Annotated in this window: 16 protein-coding genes; 12 read left to right on the top strand and 4 right to left on the bottom strand. The window is 62.2% G+C overall.

Annotation, left to right across the window (positions count from 1 at the left end; all coding sequences use genetic code 11):
* Nucleotides 1-157 precede the first annotated feature (157 nt).
* Nucleotides 158-865, bottom strand: coding sequence for a helix-turn-helix transcriptional regulator (locus QRN53_RS14495; RefSeq protein WP_285244538.1), 708 nt, complete (start codon nt 863-865; stop codon nt 158-160).
* Between the two features lie 304 nt (nt 866-1,169).
* Between QRN53_RS14495 and QRN53_RS14490 the strand changes: the two genes are divergently transcribed.
* Nucleotides 1,170-1,808, top strand: a complete 639-nt coding sequence (locus QRN53_RS14490; RefSeq protein ID WP_285244537.1) for a hypothetical protein — start codon at nt 1,170-1,172, stop codon at nt 1,806-1,808.
* Between the two features lie 211 nt (nt 1,809-2,019).
* Here QRN53_RS14490 and QRN53_RS14485 read toward each other — a convergent pair whose 3' ends face one another.
* On the bottom strand, nt 2,020-2,322 hold the full coding sequence (locus QRN53_RS14485; RefSeq protein WP_285244536.1) for a helix-turn-helix domain-containing protein: 303 nt from the start codon (nt 2,320-2,322) through the stop codon (nt 2,020-2,022).
* Between the two features lie 157 nt (nt 2,323-2,479).
* On the opposite strand from QRN53_RS14485, the gene QRN53_RS14480 reads away from it, so the two are divergent.
* Together QRN53_RS14480 and QRN53_RS14475 are read left to right on the top strand one after the other, a co-directional pair.
* The gene (locus QRN53_RS14480; protein ID WP_285244535.1) at nt 2,480-2,971 is read left to right on the top strand and encodes a DUF805 domain-containing protein; all 492 of its coding nucleotides are present in this window, start codon (nt 2,480-2,482) and stop codon (nt 2,969-2,971) included.
* A gap of 141 nt (nt 2,972-3,112) precedes the next feature.
* Nucleotides 3,113-3,265, top strand: coding sequence for a hypothetical protein (locus QRN53_RS14475; protein ID WP_285244534.1), 153 nt, complete (start codon nt 3,113-3,115; stop codon nt 3,263-3,265).
* A 110-nt stretch (nt 3,266-3,375) separates the two neighbouring features.
* Here the strand turns inward: QRN53_RS14475 and QRN53_RS14470 are convergent, their stop codons facing one another.
* Both QRN53_RS14470 and QRN53_RS14465 read right to left on the bottom strand, forming a co-directional pair.
* Nucleotides 3,376-4,323 carry a phosphotransferase gene (locus QRN53_RS14470; RefSeq protein WP_285244533.1) on the bottom strand — a complete coding sequence of 316 codons (948 nt, stop codon included), beginning with the start codon at nt 4,321-4,323 and terminating at the stop codon, nt 3,376-3,378.
* An 82-nt stretch (nt 4,324-4,405) separates the two neighbouring features.
* On the bottom strand, nt 4,406-4,660 hold the full coding sequence (locus tag QRN53_RS14465) for a hypothetical protein (protein WP_285244532.1): 255 nt from the start codon (nt 4,658-4,660) through the stop codon (nt 4,406-4,408).
* 578 nt (nt 4,661-5,238) lie between these two features.
* Here QRN53_RS14465 and QRN53_RS14460 point away from each other — a divergent pair.
* The 9 genes from QRN53_RS14460 to QRN53_RS14420 all read left to right on the top strand — a co-directional run bounded on the left by QRN53_RS14460 (nt 5,239) and on the right by QRN53_RS14420 (nt 16,667).
* The gene (locus QRN53_RS14460; RefSeq protein ID WP_285244531.1) at nt 5,239-6,747 is read left to right on the top strand and encodes a glycoside hydrolase family 32 protein; all 1,509 of its coding nucleotides are present in this window, start codon (nt 5,239-5,241) and stop codon (nt 6,745-6,747) included.
* On the top strand, nt 6,747-7,745 hold the full coding sequence (locus tag QRN53_RS14455; protein ID WP_285244530.1) for an aldo/keto reductase family protein: 999 nt from the start codon (nt 6,747-6,749) through the stop codon (nt 7,743-7,745). The genes QRN53_RS14460 and QRN53_RS14455 overlap by 1 nt, the downstream gene beginning before the upstream one ends.
* 262 nt (nt 7,746-8,007) lie before the next feature.
* The gene (locus QRN53_RS14450) at nt 8,008-9,078 is read left to right on the top strand and encodes a LacI family DNA-binding transcriptional regulator (protein ID WP_285244529.1); all 1,071 of its coding nucleotides are present in this window, start codon (nt 8,008-8,010) and stop codon (nt 9,076-9,078) included.
* A gap of 79 nt (nt 9,079-9,157) precedes the next feature.
* A complete protein-coding gene (locus QRN53_RS14445) occupies nt 9,158-10,831 on the top strand; it encodes an ABC transporter substrate-binding protein (protein WP_285244528.1) in 1,674 nt (557 codons plus the stop codon).
* Nucleotides 10,832-10,956: 125 nt separating this feature from the next.
* Complete coding sequence (locus tag QRN53_RS14440) at nt 10,957-11,934, top strand: ABC transporter permease (protein ID WP_285244527.1); 978 nt, start codon at nt 10,957-10,959, stop codon at nt 11,932-11,934.
* A gap of 25 nt (nt 11,935-11,959) precedes the next feature.
* Entirely contained in the window at nt 11,960-12,886 is a 927-nt protein-coding gene (locus QRN53_RS14435) for an ABC transporter permease (protein WP_285244526.1), read from the top strand.
* Nucleotides 12,883-13,836: an ABC transporter ATP-binding protein gene (locus QRN53_RS14430; protein ID WP_285244525.1), complete on the top strand. Its 954-nt coding sequence runs from the start codon at nt 12,883-12,885 to the stop codon at nt 13,834-13,836. The genes QRN53_RS14435 and QRN53_RS14430 overlap by 4 nt, the downstream gene beginning before the upstream one ends.
* Nucleotides 13,833-14,915: an oligopeptide/dipeptide ABC transporter ATP-binding protein gene (locus QRN53_RS14425; RefSeq protein ID WP_285244524.1), complete on the top strand. Its 1,083-nt coding sequence runs from the start codon at nt 13,833-13,835 to the stop codon at nt 14,913-14,915. The genes QRN53_RS14430 and QRN53_RS14425 overlap by 4 nt, the downstream gene beginning before the upstream one ends.
* Before the next feature lie 318 nt (nt 14,916-15,233).
* Nucleotides 15,234-16,667: a glycoside hydrolase family 32 protein gene (locus tag QRN53_RS14420; RefSeq protein ID WP_350224173.1), complete on the top strand. Its 1,434-nt coding sequence runs from the start codon at nt 15,234-15,236 to the stop codon at nt 16,665-16,667.
* The last annotated feature ends 56 nt before the right edge of the window (nt 16,668-16,723 follow it).

Here is a 16,723-nt window from a genome sequence, read left to right as displayed (position 1 = left end):
GAACCCCGGCGCTGAACCGCACGAACAGGTGGCGCTCAAAGCTTCAAATACTCACACAAAAGCAATCGTGCCCGAAGCAGTTCTTCAACTCCGCTGACCAGGCCACGAAGTGGCTGCTGCTGGAGAGAGCACCCGCCAGACAACAGGAGAGCTTCCCTCACCGGTCACCCCGCATCCTCCTGAGGGCCTCAATCCTGTTAGTGCACCCCAGCTTGGCATACGAGTGCTCCAGGTGCTTGGCAACAGTTCTGGGGCTGATCCCCAGGAGATGACCGATCGCGACGATGGTGATTCCCTTGTCGAGTAGCTGCAGCACTTCCAGCTCGCGGGCTGTTAGTGAATAACGCTGAGCCTGGAACTGGCCCCAAGAAGCGTCATCGCCGGCGTACGTCCGCTCCAAAAGGCGGAGCATGGGTTGCAGCCGGGCGGTCAGGTCCACCTCGTTGTCGCTGAAGTCGTGGCCCCAACGGTTCATCGACCAGCAGCGGAACACACTGCTGCCGACATCGGATGTTAATGCAACAAGTTGCCGGTTTACGTTTAGGAGCGACAAGCCCTCCCGGAAAGCGCGGCTCCGATAAAGGTCCCGGTCGGAGACCACATCACTAAGACGCCGGAGGCTGTCGTGCGGATGCCGCTTGAAGCTGGCCACTACGGGGTGTTCCCCAACCAACTCGAGCAGCATCTTGGGGATGTCGATGCCGGAGTGGTCCGGGTAGGCGCGAACCTCTGCATACCCGGCTGAAGGATTAACTTCATTCCACGCGACGTGGTCTGAAGGGACGAGCTTCAGCAGGACATCGCTGGCTGCCAAGAGATACTCCTCTTGCCCGGGCAGGTGCATCAGCTCTGCCGCGAGTTTCACCTGCGGCTCCATGACAGGCCCTCCGGACTCTCTGAGGATGTCTTGCTCCCGCAACCGCCTGGACCGAGGGCATTCATGTACGCAAAAGAGCGTATTGCGCTGCCATCCCTCCATGCGGACAATCTAGCTGTGGGGATCCACCACAGAATAGCTCTCGCGGGAGAGCCGAACAATAGCCCCGCGTCAGCCATTGGCACGCTGTTTCATCCGGAAGAATCCGGACCCGCGCGCGGTCTGGTCTCACCGCCGCCACTACCGCAACAACCGGCGCTGGCCCGGCGTCGGCCACAGATCGGAAGAGACCATGAAGAGAATTCTCACGGCGCTTTTCGCAGCCTTGATCCTGATGTTCGGGACTCCTCTGGCTGCCAACGCAGCCACCTCAAACTCCAGGGATTACAGCACGTTGGCAGCCCGGTGGTGGACTTGGGCGTTGACTCAACCCGCCTCCACAAGCCCGCTCCTGGACACCACCGGCGCGCACTGCGCGAATCAGCAAAGCGGAAACACCTGGTTCCTGGTCGGACTGTTCAATACCGGCGGCACGGTTACCCGCAACTGCACCATTCCCACCCACACCGCTGTGTTCTTCCCGCTGGCTAACGCGTTCGATTGCGAGCTCGCCACTGACAACGTCCCGGCGAAAACCGTCCGCACCGCCACGGATTACGTGCAAAACGGGGCAAGCAACCTGTCCGTTACTCTGGACGGGATCTCCATGGCGAGCGCCATAGAGTTCGAACACTCCGACCTGTTCAACCTGGCCCTGGGAACAGACAGTATCTTCGGCCCCGATGCAGCCGGCTACTACTACCCCTGCGCCGACTCCGGATACTACGCGCTCCTGAACAACCTCTCGCCCGGCACCCATACCCTGCAATTCACCGGCACACTGTCATCGCAAACCATCAACGTTACCTATTACCTGGCCGTGCAAAGCTGAACCGCTCACACGCACAGATGCTCTGGCGGCTGGCCTAAATCCAGCCGCCAAAGAACGCCCGCGCAAGAGACTGAAAACTCGGCAGGAACTCTGGAATGCTGTGTCCTGGCTACCTGGGCCGGGAGCACAGACACGGGCCCAAACTGGGCATAAAGTGCCCGTTCAGCGATCCCCATGACTGAAGACCAGAGCTGCCTCAACGCTCAGTGCGCTACTCCGCCGCGTCAGCGCCTGCTGTGTCCGCGTCACCGTCGTCAGTGATCTCGCCGGCGGCAATGCCTTCTGCTGTGCGGCTGTACGCCTCGGCGAGGTAGTCCTCGACGTCCTGGCGGCCAATGCGCCACAGGCCCCTCCCACCGAACTGAAAACCGCGCAGCTCACCGGTCCTGATGGGGCCCTGCAAGAGGCTTTGCTTCACATTCAGTTCTTCAGCAACTTGCGCCACGGTCAGGCAGTGGGTCTGGTTCGGTTGGTCAGTCGCCCGGGACATCTCATGCAGGGTGCTGCGCAGCACGGACTTCCCATGAAATGTCCTGCTTCGGCAACTCCTGGACTACTGCATATGTATTGCCGTTCAACTGTGCGTGAACAACATGCCGGCCCCGGCTGCCTGACGCCGTGTCTCCCGTACGGTAAGCACCGTCATATCCACTCTGGTCTTTGGGGGAACTTTGAGCTATCCGCAATACCCGCAGCAACAGCAGCAGCAGCCTCATGCAGCCACCGCAGGCGGCGAACCGCCGCTGTGGGCTCCGTACTACGACGCGCCCATCGGTTCAGCAGTCAAGCGCTTCTTCAAGAAGTACGCGACGTTCTCAGGGCGTGCCAGCCGCAGCGAGTACTGGTGGTGGAACCTTGTTGCTGCTGGCGTCAGCGTCGTCCTGGGCTTCCTCCTGTCGTTGATACCCGCGTCCGGCTCCGATGGCCAGCCCATCGGGCTGGAGGCGGGAGGGGTACTTGCACTCATCCTGTTGGGCCTGTGGCTCCTGGGGATTCTCGTACCCTCCATTGCCCTGACCGTGCGCCGCCTGCATGACAGCAACAAGAGCGGCTGGTGGTACTTCATCAGCGCGGTCCCGTTTGTGGGCGGGATCGTCCTGCTGATCTTTGTCCTGCTGCCGCCTGACCCTGCCGGCCAGCAGTACGACCAGCCCACCGGCTAACGACCTGCCGCACGCCAACAAAGGAGCCCCGCCGTCTTGAAGACGGCTTCTTTGTACAGCCGGGTTCCTGCAGCCGATGCCCGGCGGCTGCCTGTACCGTGAAAAGACGCCACCGTCCCGCACAACCTAGGAGTCCCGAGCATGGCAGACAAATTCCGCATGACCGACGAGGACACCGCAGGACCGGCGGCCAGTTTTATCGAGGACATCCTGGAACTTAGCCTGCTGACCGCGGGCCCTGCCACCGGTCCTATAGACCGGCCCGTAAAAGAGCAGGGGTTTGACTGGCTGTAGCCGGCTTGAGTTCCGACCGCATCGTATGGGCCCGTTCTCCTTCGTGTGAGGGCAGCCCAGCGAGCCTTTGCCTGGCATAAACTGCGCTCGGCTCTGGAAACGGCGGGCCTTTAGTAGCGGGCTAATGCGTCGCGGAGCATCCGGTGGCCCTGATCTTCAAACTCATAGTCGCCAACCTGGTATGCCCAAGCGGCAGTGGAAAGCGCTTCGCGGAGCAGCATTGCGTTCCAAAGTTGGTCGGTCCTGGGATCAGAACCGTAACCCTCAATAAAGGCGGACTCCAGATGGGGAGCCGTTCGCCATTGCTGTACGGCGAGACGGCAGAAGTCGCTGGCAGCCGGCCGCAACCCGTACCTGCCAAAGTCGATGATCCTGACCTCGGTCCCATTGATGAGCCAGTTGCGTGGTTGCCAGTCACCGTGGGTCGGGACAACTGCAACCGGTTCCGGCCTATATGTTCCGAGAATGGCCTTGGCTTTCTCTGCGAGGGAGTCTTCGATGCGGTGGGGTGAGTCCAGCCACGCCATGGCTTTAGCCGTGGCTGCCGACTCGTAGTCCGGATCAATGTGCCCGTCCTGATCGTGAAAGGCACGAAGAAGATACCCCGCCTGGATGTAGGTTTCGGCAGCATACTCGGCGTCCGTGCCTTCTACCAAGGAGCCTTCAAGGTACTCCGTGATCAGGATATTCAGGGACCGGTCTGCGTGGATGAGCTTCGGCGCACGGTTCCCCGCGGCGAGGAGGCCGGTCGAGCGGCGGTGGGCTTCCAGCTCACGCCGTATGTGGTGGTTGGAAGGCCCACCTGCTTTGATGACATATCTGCGCTGTCCGTGTTCCACTTCGAGAACGGCGGTATCAATGAGGTTCCAGGAAAGATCATTCACCAGACGAAGGCCCGGGAGCCAGGTTTCCACGAGCTCAGCCTGTCCGGCGCTCAGCCGGTTCCGGTACGAGGCGTCGGTTGCAGTAGCGTGGCCGGTCGAACTGGAGAGTCGTGCGGCTCCAGGTCTCCCGGCGGAGACCACTGCCGCCAGTGCTGACCTGGCATTCTCATCCATCAACTCTTACCCCCAGTAGCGTCGTGAATTTCCCACGATAGCGTGGGCGTTCGAACGCGTTGCGAAGATCCGTCCTGCCGGATCAGCGGCCCTTCTCGACCGGCCGATACCTGTCAGCGAACGCAGCCAGGGCATCCCGGAGCTGCGCTGTCTGCAACAGCTGGTCCACCGGCCCGGTGCCAGCGCAGGCCGCCCCTGGCAAGGGTGCCACCATCCAGGCGGCGAACACGTTGTGTGGAATCTTCAGCGCCAGGGCGCGCTCAAAGAGGTTCAGCACCGGTTCATCGAAGAGCCCGTCCTTGAGCTGGAACCCGGGGCACACGTTGACACCGACCAAGTAACGCGTGTAACTTAGATCACGCGATCGAGGGTAACGCGGGTTACCCCCTTTATCGAGCTTGAGCCGCCACCACTGTCAATCATCCAATTCAACGAAGAGTTCAGGAGCATTCAATCGCGGACAACGCCTCCCTAAGCCGGGCCCCGAATCCTTCAGGCCTTACATCGCCAGGAAGCTGCTCCCACAAGTGCGAGCGCCGGAACCCCTCGTAACGTGGGTCCCGAAAAAGAAGCGCCCGGGAGTCCCCCGCCCATACAGCAGGACAGCCGACCACTGCCACTGGCACCTGATCGACTGTCCGCTACTAAACGCTCTTCGGTCTGACCGCGAAATCAACGTCGAAGAGCAAGACCCAACCCACCCTTCACCTTGCTGATGAAGACAGGAAGAGATAACTCATCATGACACAAACCAGTTTCTTTCTTCAGGTCGAGCAAGGGGTTCGCCCAACGCGATGAACCCGAGAGCACCCCGCCTCCCGATATCGCAGCTTGTTTGATTCGCGGTAATCCGCTTACGCCAGCCCGCCCCTCCCCAGGTCTGCGGACCTCACGCACGGTCATGAAAAGAGAGCAATGAACAGCGTCACCTCCACCCTCGAGAGCTACAGGCCGGCCATGCACTTCGCCGCCAAAGACACGTGGCTCAACGATCCCAACGGGCTTGTCTTTCACGAGGGCACCTACCATCTGTACTACCAGAACAACCCCTTCGGAAACGTCCACAGCAACATGTCCTGGGGCCATGCAACGTCAACGGACCTGGTCAGTTGGACGGAACACCCGGTAGCGATTCCCTGCGATGAGACCGAGGAAATCTACTCCGGCAGCATTGTGGTGGACACCGGCAACACCAGCGGGTTCGGCGCGGACGGACGGGACCCTTTGGTGGCCATTTACACGAGCGCCTACAAACCGGGGTCAACCCACCAGGGCACGCAGGCCCAGTCCATAGCGTGGAGCACTGACAATGGCTATACCTGGACCAAATACGCAGGCAATCCGGTCCTCACCCGGAACTCACCGGAATTCCGGGACCCCAAAGTTTTCCGCTACAACGGCTCGGCGGGCAGTTACTGGGTCATGGTGGCCGTGGAAGCACACGACTTCACCGTCCTGCTGTACCGCTCCAATGACCTCAAGAGCTGGGAGTACCTCAGCACCTTCGGCCCAGCAAACGCCACCGGCGGGATCTGGGAATGCCCGGACCTCTTTGAGCTGCCCCTGGACAAAGACGCGGCAGCAATGAAGTGGGTGCTGACGGTCAACATGAACCCCGGCGGCCCCAACGGCGGGTCCGCCGGGCAGTACTTCGTGGGAGAGTTCGACGGCGTCACGTTCAGTTCCGAAACAACCCTCACCGAGGGGATGCAGGATCCCGAGCGCGTGCCCGACTACCAGTGGCTGGACTGGGGCAGGGACTACTACGCCGCCGTCTCGTTCAGCAACGTTCCGGACGGACGGCGGCTAATGATCGGCTGGATGAACAACTGGCAGTACGCCAACCACATCCCCACGTCGCCCTGGCGCAGCCCCATGAGCTTGGTCCGGGACGTATCCCTTGTTACCGTGAACGGGCAACCGCGGCTCCTACAGCACCCTGCGCCGGAAGTAAGGGCAACGTCGAAACCCGGCCCCGTGCAACGAGTCACCGTAAAGGGGCCCACTCCTGTTGAGGGCGGCGCGGCAGTTCAGCTTATTGACATCACCTTTTCCCCTGCTGACGGCGAGGAATTTGGCCTTGTAGCCAGAGGGTCAGCCGATGGCACAGCCGGGACACGGATCGGGATCCGGCCCGGCAGCGGAGAACTCATCGTAGACCGCACCCGCTCGGGCGACACCAGCTTCCATGAAGCTTTTCCCTCCACAAGCCGCGCCCCTATTGCTGCCGGACAGGACGGCACCTACTCCCTGCAGATCTTTATCGACCACTGCTCGGTGGAAGTGTTCGCCAACGATGGGCTTGTCTCCGTAACCGAACTGATCTTCCCCGACACCGGCCAAACATCCCTTGCCCTCTATTCCATCGGCGGTACAGCCAATGCCGTACTCCAACTCACCAATTTCGGAAAGGACGATGCCTAATGGAACACCGCAAACTCGGATCCTCAGGCATGTACATCAGCGAAATCGCCTACGGAAACTGGGTCACCCACGGCGAGCAGATCGACCAGGCCGCTGCGACGCGATGCGTCCAGCAGGCATTGGAGTTGGGCATCACCACCTTCGACACTGCCGACGCCTATGCCGGAACCCGGGCCGAGGAAGCCTTGGGTGAGGCACTCAAAGGAACGCGCCGTGAAAGCGTGGAGATCTTTACCAAGGCCTATTTCCCTACCGGGGAGGGCCGGAACGACCGTGGCCTGTCCCGCAAACACGTCATGGAGTCCATCAACGCATCGCTGCGCCGGCTCCAGACTGACTACGTCGACCTCTACCAGGCGCACAGGTACGACTACGAGACCCCGCTGGAAGAGACCATGCAGGCCTTTGCCGATATTGTCCGGGCGGGGAAAGCACACTATATCGGGGTGTCAGAGTGGACGACGGACGAGATACGTTCCGGCGTTGCCCTTGCCAAGGACCTTGGGGTCCAGCTCATCTCCAACCAGCCGCAGTATTCCATGCTGTGGCGCGTCATTGAACAGGAGATCGTTCCCCTGAGCGAAGAACTGGGCATTGGCCAGATCTGCTGGTCGCCGCTCGCCCAGGGAGTGCTCACTGGCAAGTACAGCCCAGGCGCGGCAGCCCCACAAGGCTCCCGCTTCCGAGGCGACAACGGCGAGCTGAAAAATGACCACCGGTTTCTCCACGAGGACATCCTCATCCGCGTCCAGAAACTGAAGCCCCTGGCCGACGAGACCGGACTGTCAATGGCAGCCTTTGCGGTGGCATGGGTACTGCAAAACCCCAACGTATCGGCAGCCATCGTGGGAGCATCCCGACCCGAGCAGCTCGTCGACAACGTCCAGGCCGCAGGAGTCAGACTCGACCCGGAGCTACTCTTGAAAATCGATGACATCCTCGGCCCCGTCATCGAGAAAGATCCGGGAAAGGTCGAGTCCTTCAAGAACCGGCCCTAACCGCCGAACGTCTGGCCGGAAGACGGCGGGGCTGTCCGCGCCCCTCCAGCGGCTTTTCGTCCTGGGTGCTGCCGCAGCGCGCCCCGGACCAAAAGCCTCAAGCCCAACCTGCCACTGAAGAAATGTGTTGACACCCCTTAGTAACGCGGGTAACTTAGATCACAGCCCCGGAGTAACGCGAGTTACCAAGGCGCAGAAGCACCACGATACATCCGCATCAGTTCGGGCAACCCCAGCTCAATGAAGACCTCTGGAGCATTCAATGGCGAAGACCACCTCCCCCGACAAAGCCGGCACCACGCGGCAGCGTGGCGTCACCATGAATGACGTAGCCAAGCATGCCGGAGTATCCCGGACAGCTGTTTCATTCGTGCTGAACAACCGCGAAGACGCCAGCATCTCGGAGGAGACCCGGACCCGCATCGCTGACGCGGTTCAGGCATTGGGTTACCGTCCAAATGCCGGAGCCAGGGCGCTGGCATCCCAGCGCAGCGATTGGTACGGCATCGTCACGGAGATCGTCACCGCACCCTTCGCCGTGGACATCATCAAAGGCGCCCAGGACCAGGCCTGGATAGACCGTCGATTCCTCCTTATCGCCCCGTCAGACCAGGGTGATACGGCCGGCACCAACCAGGGAATGGAGGATGCTGCCGTTGAGAAGCTTCTTGAGCAGCGTGTGGAAGGCCTGCTGTACGCCGCAACACACCACCGCGGCGTCCACGTGCCCCGAAGCGCTCACGAAGTACCCACGGTTCTCGTGAACTGTTTCGACCTGGACGGGAAGCTGCCCTCAATCGTCCCTGACGAACGCACGGGCGGACGAGTCGCCGTCGAACGCCTCCTCCGCGCCGGCCATACCAAAATCGGTGTGATCAACCTGGACCCGCGCATCCCGGCAGCTGTCGGGCGTCTGCAGGGGGTCCGGGATGCTCTGGCCGCCGCCGGCCTGGAGCTTGATCCGGCGCTTGTCGTGGCCGGGTATGCGACAGCGGACGGCGGCTACGACGCTGCGTGCCAAATCCTGGACCGGTACACGGTCAAGGACAGACCAACCGCCCTTTTCTGCCTCAATGACCGCATGGCCATGGGCGCCTACGACGCCATCAAGGAACGTGGCCTTACCATCCCCGGCGACATCGCCGTGATCGGCTTCGACAACCAGGAACTCATCGCGGCCTACCTCAGGCCCAAGCTGACTACTGTTGCACTGCCGTTCGAAAAGATGGGCGCTCTGGGAGTCCAGACGCTCGCCGCCCTTACAGCCGGACAGCCGATCACTGCCAACCAGCAGTTGGTCGACTGTCCGCTGTTAGAACGCTCTTCGGTCTGACCGCGAAATCAACGTCGAAGAGCAAATCCCCCACCCACCCTTCACCTTGCTGATGAAGACAGGAAGAGATAACCCCATCATGACACAACCCAGGTTTCTCAAGTCCGCCCGCATTGCCGCGGCCGGACTAGCGGTAGGCGCGATGCTGCTCACCGGCTGCGCCGCCACCGGCAACAAGTCCGGCGGCACCGACGCCGCAGCAAACGCCAGTGCATACCTCACGATTCCCCGTGAAGACATGGGCACGTTCGTGCAGAACTTCAACCCGTTCGCACCGACCGTCAACCCCATGGTCCAACAGTCCATTTACGAGTCCCTCCTGGTCTTCAACCCGGCCCAGGGGAACACCGTGCCGTGGCTCGCCACCGATTGGAAGGCCGCGGACGACGGCAAGTCCATCACTTTCACCTTGCGTGATGGTGTCAAGTGGTCCGACGGCCAGCCGCTTGTTGCCGACGACGTCGCCTATACGTTCGAGCTTCAGAAGAAGCTGAAGGGTGGCTACGAATACCTCGACGGCGTCACGGCACAAGGCAACAAGGTCACGTTCAACTTCAACAAGCCGTGGTCCCCAGCCCTGTACGACGTCGGCCAGCTCAGCATCCTGCCCAAGCACATCTGGTCCGCATTGGCCGACCCGGAGAAGGATGCCAACGCCAAGCCTGTAGGCACCGGACCGTACACCGAAGTGGACAACTTCCAGGCCCAGTCCTTCGTGCTCAAGAAGAACCCCAACTACTGGCAGCCGGATAAGCAGAAGATCGCCGGCATCAAGATGCTCGCCTTCGCCGGAAACGATGGAGCCAACCTCGCCGCCGCCAACGGTGACGTTGACTGGGCGCCCCAGTACATCCCGAACATCGAAAAGACCTTCGTCTCCAAGGACAAGGATCACCGGCATTACTGGTTCCCGCCCACGGGCGCCATGATCAACTGGCAGCTCAACACCACCAAGGCACCGTTCAACGATGTGGACGTCCGGAAGGCACTGAGCATGGCTGTCGACCGGGACCAGGTCACAAAGATCGGCATGAGCGGCTACGCCCAGCCGGCCGACTGCACCGGCCTGTCCGGCAACTACGAGACGTGGAAGAACAGCCAGGTCAAGGACAACTGCACCTGGACCAACCACGACGTCCAGAAAGCCAACGACCTGCTGGACAAGGCCGGCTACCCCAAGGGTGCCGACGGAAAACGCACGCTCAAGGACGGCAAGCCGTTCGAGTTCAAGATCTCGGTCGGTGCCACATCGTCAGACTGGCTCTCCGTGGCCAACGTCATCTCCCAGAACCTGGCAGAGGTTGGCGTGACAGCAAAGGTGGACTCCCCGGACTGGGCAGCTGTGGTGGCAGGGTACGAAACGGGTGACTTCGACTCCGGCATCGTGTGGAGCGCCAACGATCCGAGCCCGTATAAGTATTTCAACACCTCCATGGGCTCCTCATCGGTGAAGCCGGTGGGCACCAAGGCGTCCGACAACTACCACCGTTTCGGCGACCCCAAAGCCGATGCCCTGCTGGCACAGTTCGCTGCAACCACGGACCAGTCCAAGCAAAAGGACATTGCCAACAAGCTGCAGGAAGAATACAACGACGTCGCCCCGCTGGTGCCGCTCTTCTCCGGCCCGGAATGGGGAGCGTACAACGACACCCGCTTCACCGGCTGGCCCACCCAGGACAACCCCTACGCCACCCTCTCGGTCCGCGCACCCAGTACGGTTCTCGTGCTCACCAGCCTGGAACCGCGGAAGTAGCTTCCCACCGGATGTGAGGTCCACCGGGCCTCACGCCACCTGACGCCCGTCGGCCTGGCCAGTGCCATCAGCCGGCCGTCGGGCGTACCCCACACTCTTTACCACTCCCGAATTGGAGGGAAACCGTGCGCTTCATCCTGCGCCGACTGGGTTTCTACCTGATCGCCTTTTGGGCATCCATCACCTTGAATTTCCTGCTCCCGCGTTTCATGCCGGGGGACCCCGTATCACGCATGTTCGCCCGGTCCCAGGACAGAATGCAGCCCGAACAGCTCGATGCCTTGCGCAAGCTGCTCGGCGTGGACAACCGGCCCATCTGGGAGCAGTACGCCGGCTACCTCCAGGACGTCCTCACCGGACAGATGGGCGTATCCATTACACGCTTCCCCACTCCCGTCACCGAGGTCATCTCGTCCCAGATCGGCTGGACGCTGCTGCTCGGCGGGACCGCATTGGTGATTGCCGCCGTCGTCGGCAACCTGCTGGGCATCCTCGCAGCATGGCGCCGCGGAGGCGCGATCGACTCGGCCCTGCCTCCCCTGCTGGTCTTCATCGGATCCTTCCCCTACTTCTGGCTCGCCATGGGCGCCCTGTACCTGTTCGGCGTGGTGCTGGGCTGGTTCCCAATCCGCCATGCGTTCACCGACGGACTGGAGCCGGCGTTCACCAGCGAATTCATCGGCGACGTCGCCGCCCACCTCGTACTCCCTGCCCTGACCATCGTCCTGGTCTCCATCGGCGGCTGGATGCTGGGCATGAGGAACACCATGATCGCCACCAACTCCGAGGACTACATCACTATGGCCGAAGCCAAAGGCCTCCGTCCCGGACGAATCATGCTCCGCTACGCCGCCCGGAACGCGATGCTTCCCTCGGTCACCAGCTTCGGCATGGGCCTGGGCTTCGTGGTGGGCGGCGCCCTGCTCACCGAGGTCGTCTTCGCCTACCCCGGAGTGGGATACCAACTCCTCAACGCCGTCCAAGGCCTCGACTACCCGCTCATGCAGGGTCTGTTCCTGACCATCACCGCCGCCGTGCTGCTGGCGAACTTCCTGGTGGACATCCTCTACGTCCGCCTCGACCCCCGCGTGCGCAGCAACTGAGCACCCAGTAACCAAGGGACCGACCATGACCAGCGTTATCCTCCAGCAGCCAACCGAAGAAAAAGCTGCCCGCAAAACCAACCGCGGCTTCATCCACGGACTTCTCACTAACAAGAAGGCCATGACAGGTATGGCCATCATGCTCACCTTCATCGTCTTGGCGCTGGCCGCGCCCGCACTGTTCCCGGCCGACCCATCCCGGATCACCGGGATGGCCTCACTGGAACCGGACAGCGAGCACTGGCTCGGAACCACCGCCAAGGGCCAGGATGTGCTTGCCCTGACCATCCACGGCGCCCGAAGTTCCCTCTTCGTGGGCTTGACGGTCGGGGTCGCATCCACCTTCATAGGGATCCTCGTCGGGCTGGCCTCGGCCTATTTTGGCAAGTTCATCGATGAGGCACTGTCGCTGCTGACCAATGTCTTCCTGCTACTTCCCGGCCTGCCGCTGCTCGTCATCCTGGCCGCCTTCCTGCCACCGGGACTGGGCACCGTGATCCTGGTACTCACGGTGACGGGGTGGGCGGGATCTGCGCGCGTTCTCCGCTCACAGGCCCTGTCCATCCGATCCAAGGACTTTGTGGCTGCCGCCGTCGTGTCCGGTGAGCGCGCCGGAAGGATCATGTTCCGCGAAATCCTGCCGAACATGGCATCGATCGTCATGGGCACCCTGCTTGCCTGCGTTATTTATGGCATCGGGGCCCAGGCAGGCCTCGAATTCCTTGGACTGGGCGACGTCAGCACCGTTTCCTGGGGCAACAACCTCTTCTGGGCCGGAAACGAAGGTGCGCTGCTCACCGGAAGCTGGTGGGTATTTGTCCCCTCCGGCCTTTGCATCGCCCTGGTGGCTTTCGCCCTGGCCCTCATCAACTATGCGGTCGACGAAGTAACCAACCCGCGGCTGCGGAAGATCCGCAAACCGGCCACCACCGAAAGGAGCAACGCAAAGTGACCGTCTCCCAAACCTCCTTCGGCTCCCACGAACCGGTCTTGGACGTCAAGAACCTCACCGTCAAGTACATCGGCGACACCCGTTCAACCACGGCCGTGGATAACGTTTCCTTCAGCATCGGTGCCGGCGAAGTGTTCGGGCTGGCCGGCGAATCGGGTTGCGGAAAATCAACCATCGCCAACTCGATCATGCGGCTGCTCAAGGACCCGGCAAACGTCGCCGCCGGCAGCATCTCCTTCGGCGGCAAGGACGTGCTGGCCATGAGCCAGGACGAGCTGCGCCGTTTCCGCTGGCAGGACGTTGCCATGGTGTTCCAGTCCGCCATGAACTCGCTGAACCCGGTGCTCACCATCGGAGAACAGGTGGCGGACATCTTCACCACGCATGCCGGCTACTCACGCAAAGAATCCCTTCGACGCGCAGCACAGCTGCTGGAACTGGTCAGAATCGATCCCGCCCGCCTCAAGTCGTACCCGCATCAACTGTCCGGCGGGATGCGGCAACGTGCCGTCATCGCCATGGCCGTGGCACTGAAGCCGTCGCTGCTGATCCTGGACGAGCCCACCACCGCGCTGGACGTGGTGGTGCAGCAGGAGATCATGGCCCAGATCAAAGACCTCCAGCGCGAACTGGGCTTCTCCGTCCTGTTCATCACCCACGACATGTCCCTGATGGTGGAACTCTCCCACCGCATGGCTGTCATGTACGGGGGCCGGATTGTGGAAACCGCCAAAGCCCACGACATCTACACCACGCCAAGGCACCCCTACACCCAAGCCCTCATGGGCGCGTTCCCGCCGCTTACAGGCCCGCGTGTTCCGCTGACAGGCCTGCCCGAAGGTGTGAAGTTCCACAACATCCCCGACCTTGCCGAGGTGGCGCCTGGCCACTTCGTGGCACCCTTTGATGCCGACGCCGAAGCCGGCGTTCTTGAAGGAGCAGCACAATGAGCCACGCCGTCCACTCCCCCGCACGCCCAAGTGTTTCCACCCAGACCCCTGCCCTTGAGGTGCACGGACTGGGCAAGACATTCCACATCGGCGGCCTGTTCTCCAGCCAGGCAGTCCGTGCCCTGCACCGCGTCGACCTGACCATCGGCCGCGGAGAAATCGTCGCACTCGTCGGGGAATCCGGGTCAGGCAAGAGCACCCTGGCCCGCTGTGTCGCCCGGCTCGAGAAACCAAGCGAAGGCGCCATCCTGCTCGACGGCATCGATGTCCTCAAACGCGACCGTTTCCAGGCCTCAAGGACATTCCGCTCCCAGCTGCAAATGGTCTTCCAGGACCCGTTTGGCTCCCTTAACGCCGCCCACCGGATCGAGCACTTCCTCCGGCGGTCCCTCACCATCCACGGCAAGGGCGGCACCGGACAAGGTTCCGAAGCGCAGACCAGGCGCCGCCTCGAAGAACTCATGACCACGGTTGGGCTCCAGGCCGACATGCTCGACTCCTACCCCCACGAGCTCTCCGGCGGCCAGCGCCAACGGGTGGCGATCGCACGCGCCTTGGCCGTCGAACCACAAGTCATCCTTGCCGACGAACCGACGTCAATGCTGGACGTCTCGGTCCGCATCGGCGTGCTGAACCTGATGCGGAAACTGCGCGATGAGCAGGGCATTTCCATGCTCTACATCACCCACGACCTCGCCTCCGCCCGGTATCTGGCGGACCGGACGGCCGTGATGTTCGCCGGCGAAATCGTGGAAGAGGGCGAATCACTGGACCTGTTAGCAAACCCGGCCCACCCCTACACGCAGTTATTGGTCTCAGCCGTTCCGGATCCTGCACGTGCCGGGTCATACGACCCTGTTCACCGGGCAAGGCTCCGGCAGGCCGTCATGGCTTCCACTGCCTGCGCCTTCGAAGACGATCCCCATCAACGCTGCTCGTCCGAGGAACCCGTCCGGCACCAGGTGGGCGATCCCCGGAACGGGCACTGGGTCCGCTGCCACCTCTACCGGCCGGGAGCCGGGGCCGGCGGCCACGCGCTGGCGACAGAACCGCTGCCGGAACCACAGCCTGCAGCCTGACGTTCCTGCTTCCAGACCTTGGGCTTCCTGTCCCCTTAGCAGGAAGCCCAATAGATTCAGTCCGAAACCGCGCTCATTTTGCGCTGCCCAAAAAACATGAATATTCACGCACTGGCAGCACCGAAGCTGCCCACCGAAAGGTCACTGATGGAACATTCACCCGCCGTCTCCCGGCGCGCCCTCCTGACCGGGAGCGGAGCCGTCGCCCTCACCGGGTCCCTCGCACTCTCAACGTCATTCGCCCAGTCAGCGACAGCGGCACCTCCCAACGCTCCCAACACCGCCCCGGCCAAGCCACCCTTCAAAGGACCAACCCGCATGCGCCCGACCTATCACTTCAGCGTCCCCGACAACTGGAAGAACGACCCCCAGCGGCCCATCTTCCTCGACGGCGAATACCACTACTACTACCTCTATAACGCCGATTACCTGCAAGGCGGCGGGGGGACGTCGTGGCGCCGTGCCACCACCACGGACCACGTATCTTTCCGCGACGCCGGCGTGGCTATTCCCAATTTCAGCAACGACAATGGGGACTGCTGGTCAGGGTGCCTTGTCATTGATGAACGAAATACCGCCGGCTACGGTGAAAACGCCGTCATAGCCCTCGTGACGCAGGCGCCCCAGGGCCGCCAGGCCCAATACCTTTGGTACTCAACAGACCGTGGGCGCTCGTTCGAACCAGGCGGGACTTCCCCCGTACTGCCGAACCCGGGCGTGCAAGACTTCCGCGACCCGAAAGTCATCTGGGATGCTGATCGGAGCCAGTGGTTCATGGTCAACGCCGAAGGGCAGAAGCTCGGCTTCTACACTTCCCCCAACCTCCGTTCCTGGCAGCGGGTCGGCGAATTCGTCCGCACGGACCTGGGAGTGCTCGAGTGCCCGGACCTGTTCCGCATAACCGCCGACGACGGTACTTCGCACTGGATCCTGGGCACAAGCGCCAACGGCAAAGGCCGTGGCCTGCCGGCAACCTACGCCTACTGGACAGGAGCCTTCAACGGCACCACCTTTGTCCCCGACCATGCCGAACCGGACTGGCTGGACTACGGCTATGACTTCTATGGAGCCGTCACCTACCCCCATCACGATTCATCCGGGGCTGAGGATGCCACCCTGCGCAGGGCGCTCGGATGGGGAAACTTCTGGGATTACCCCCACAACACGCCGACCCTGGCGACCGACAAGTACAACGGCGATGACATGATCGTGCGCGACCTCCGGCTCAAGAAGGGAAGCGGGGGCTACCACCTCGTCTCAACCCCCACCGCCGGCCTGGCCAACCACGTCAAGCAAAGCCACCAGCTTGGTGACGTCACGGTCACGGGAACCCACGACCTCGATTTCAATGCACTGGCCTATGACCTGAGCTGCGAACTGGTCTGGGACCCGGCTTCCCCTCCGGCCAACATCGGCTTTGAAATCTGCCGGGCAGCCGGCGGAGGCCGTCACGTCGCGGCCGGTGCATTCCTCCGCGGGCCCTTCGCCTATGTCAACCGGAGACCCACCATCAACCCGACGGGCGGGGAAAGCCAGACGCCCATCGACCCTTCGGCAGGGCGCCTCACACTCCGCCTCTTGGTGGACCGGACCAGCGTCGAAATGTTCGTGGGCGATGGACGGGTGGTGCACTCACAGCGTGTATTCCCCCTGGAAGGAGACAACAGCATCCGCCTCTACGCCAACGAAGGAACGGCCACGTTCGGCAACCTCACGATCAACGAAATCAACGACATCAACGCAGCGGCCTAGCTGTACTAACCCGGTTGGTTGGTGACACGGCTGGCGGGTGAGGCGCCTTTGAGTGC

The organism is Pseudarthrobacter sp. fls2-241-R2A-127 (assembly GCF_030209355.1).
GTDB lineage: Bacteria > Actinomycetota > Actinomycetes > Actinomycetales > Micrococcaceae > Arthrobacter.
This window is presented reverse-complemented; position numbering and strand designations above follow the sequence as displayed.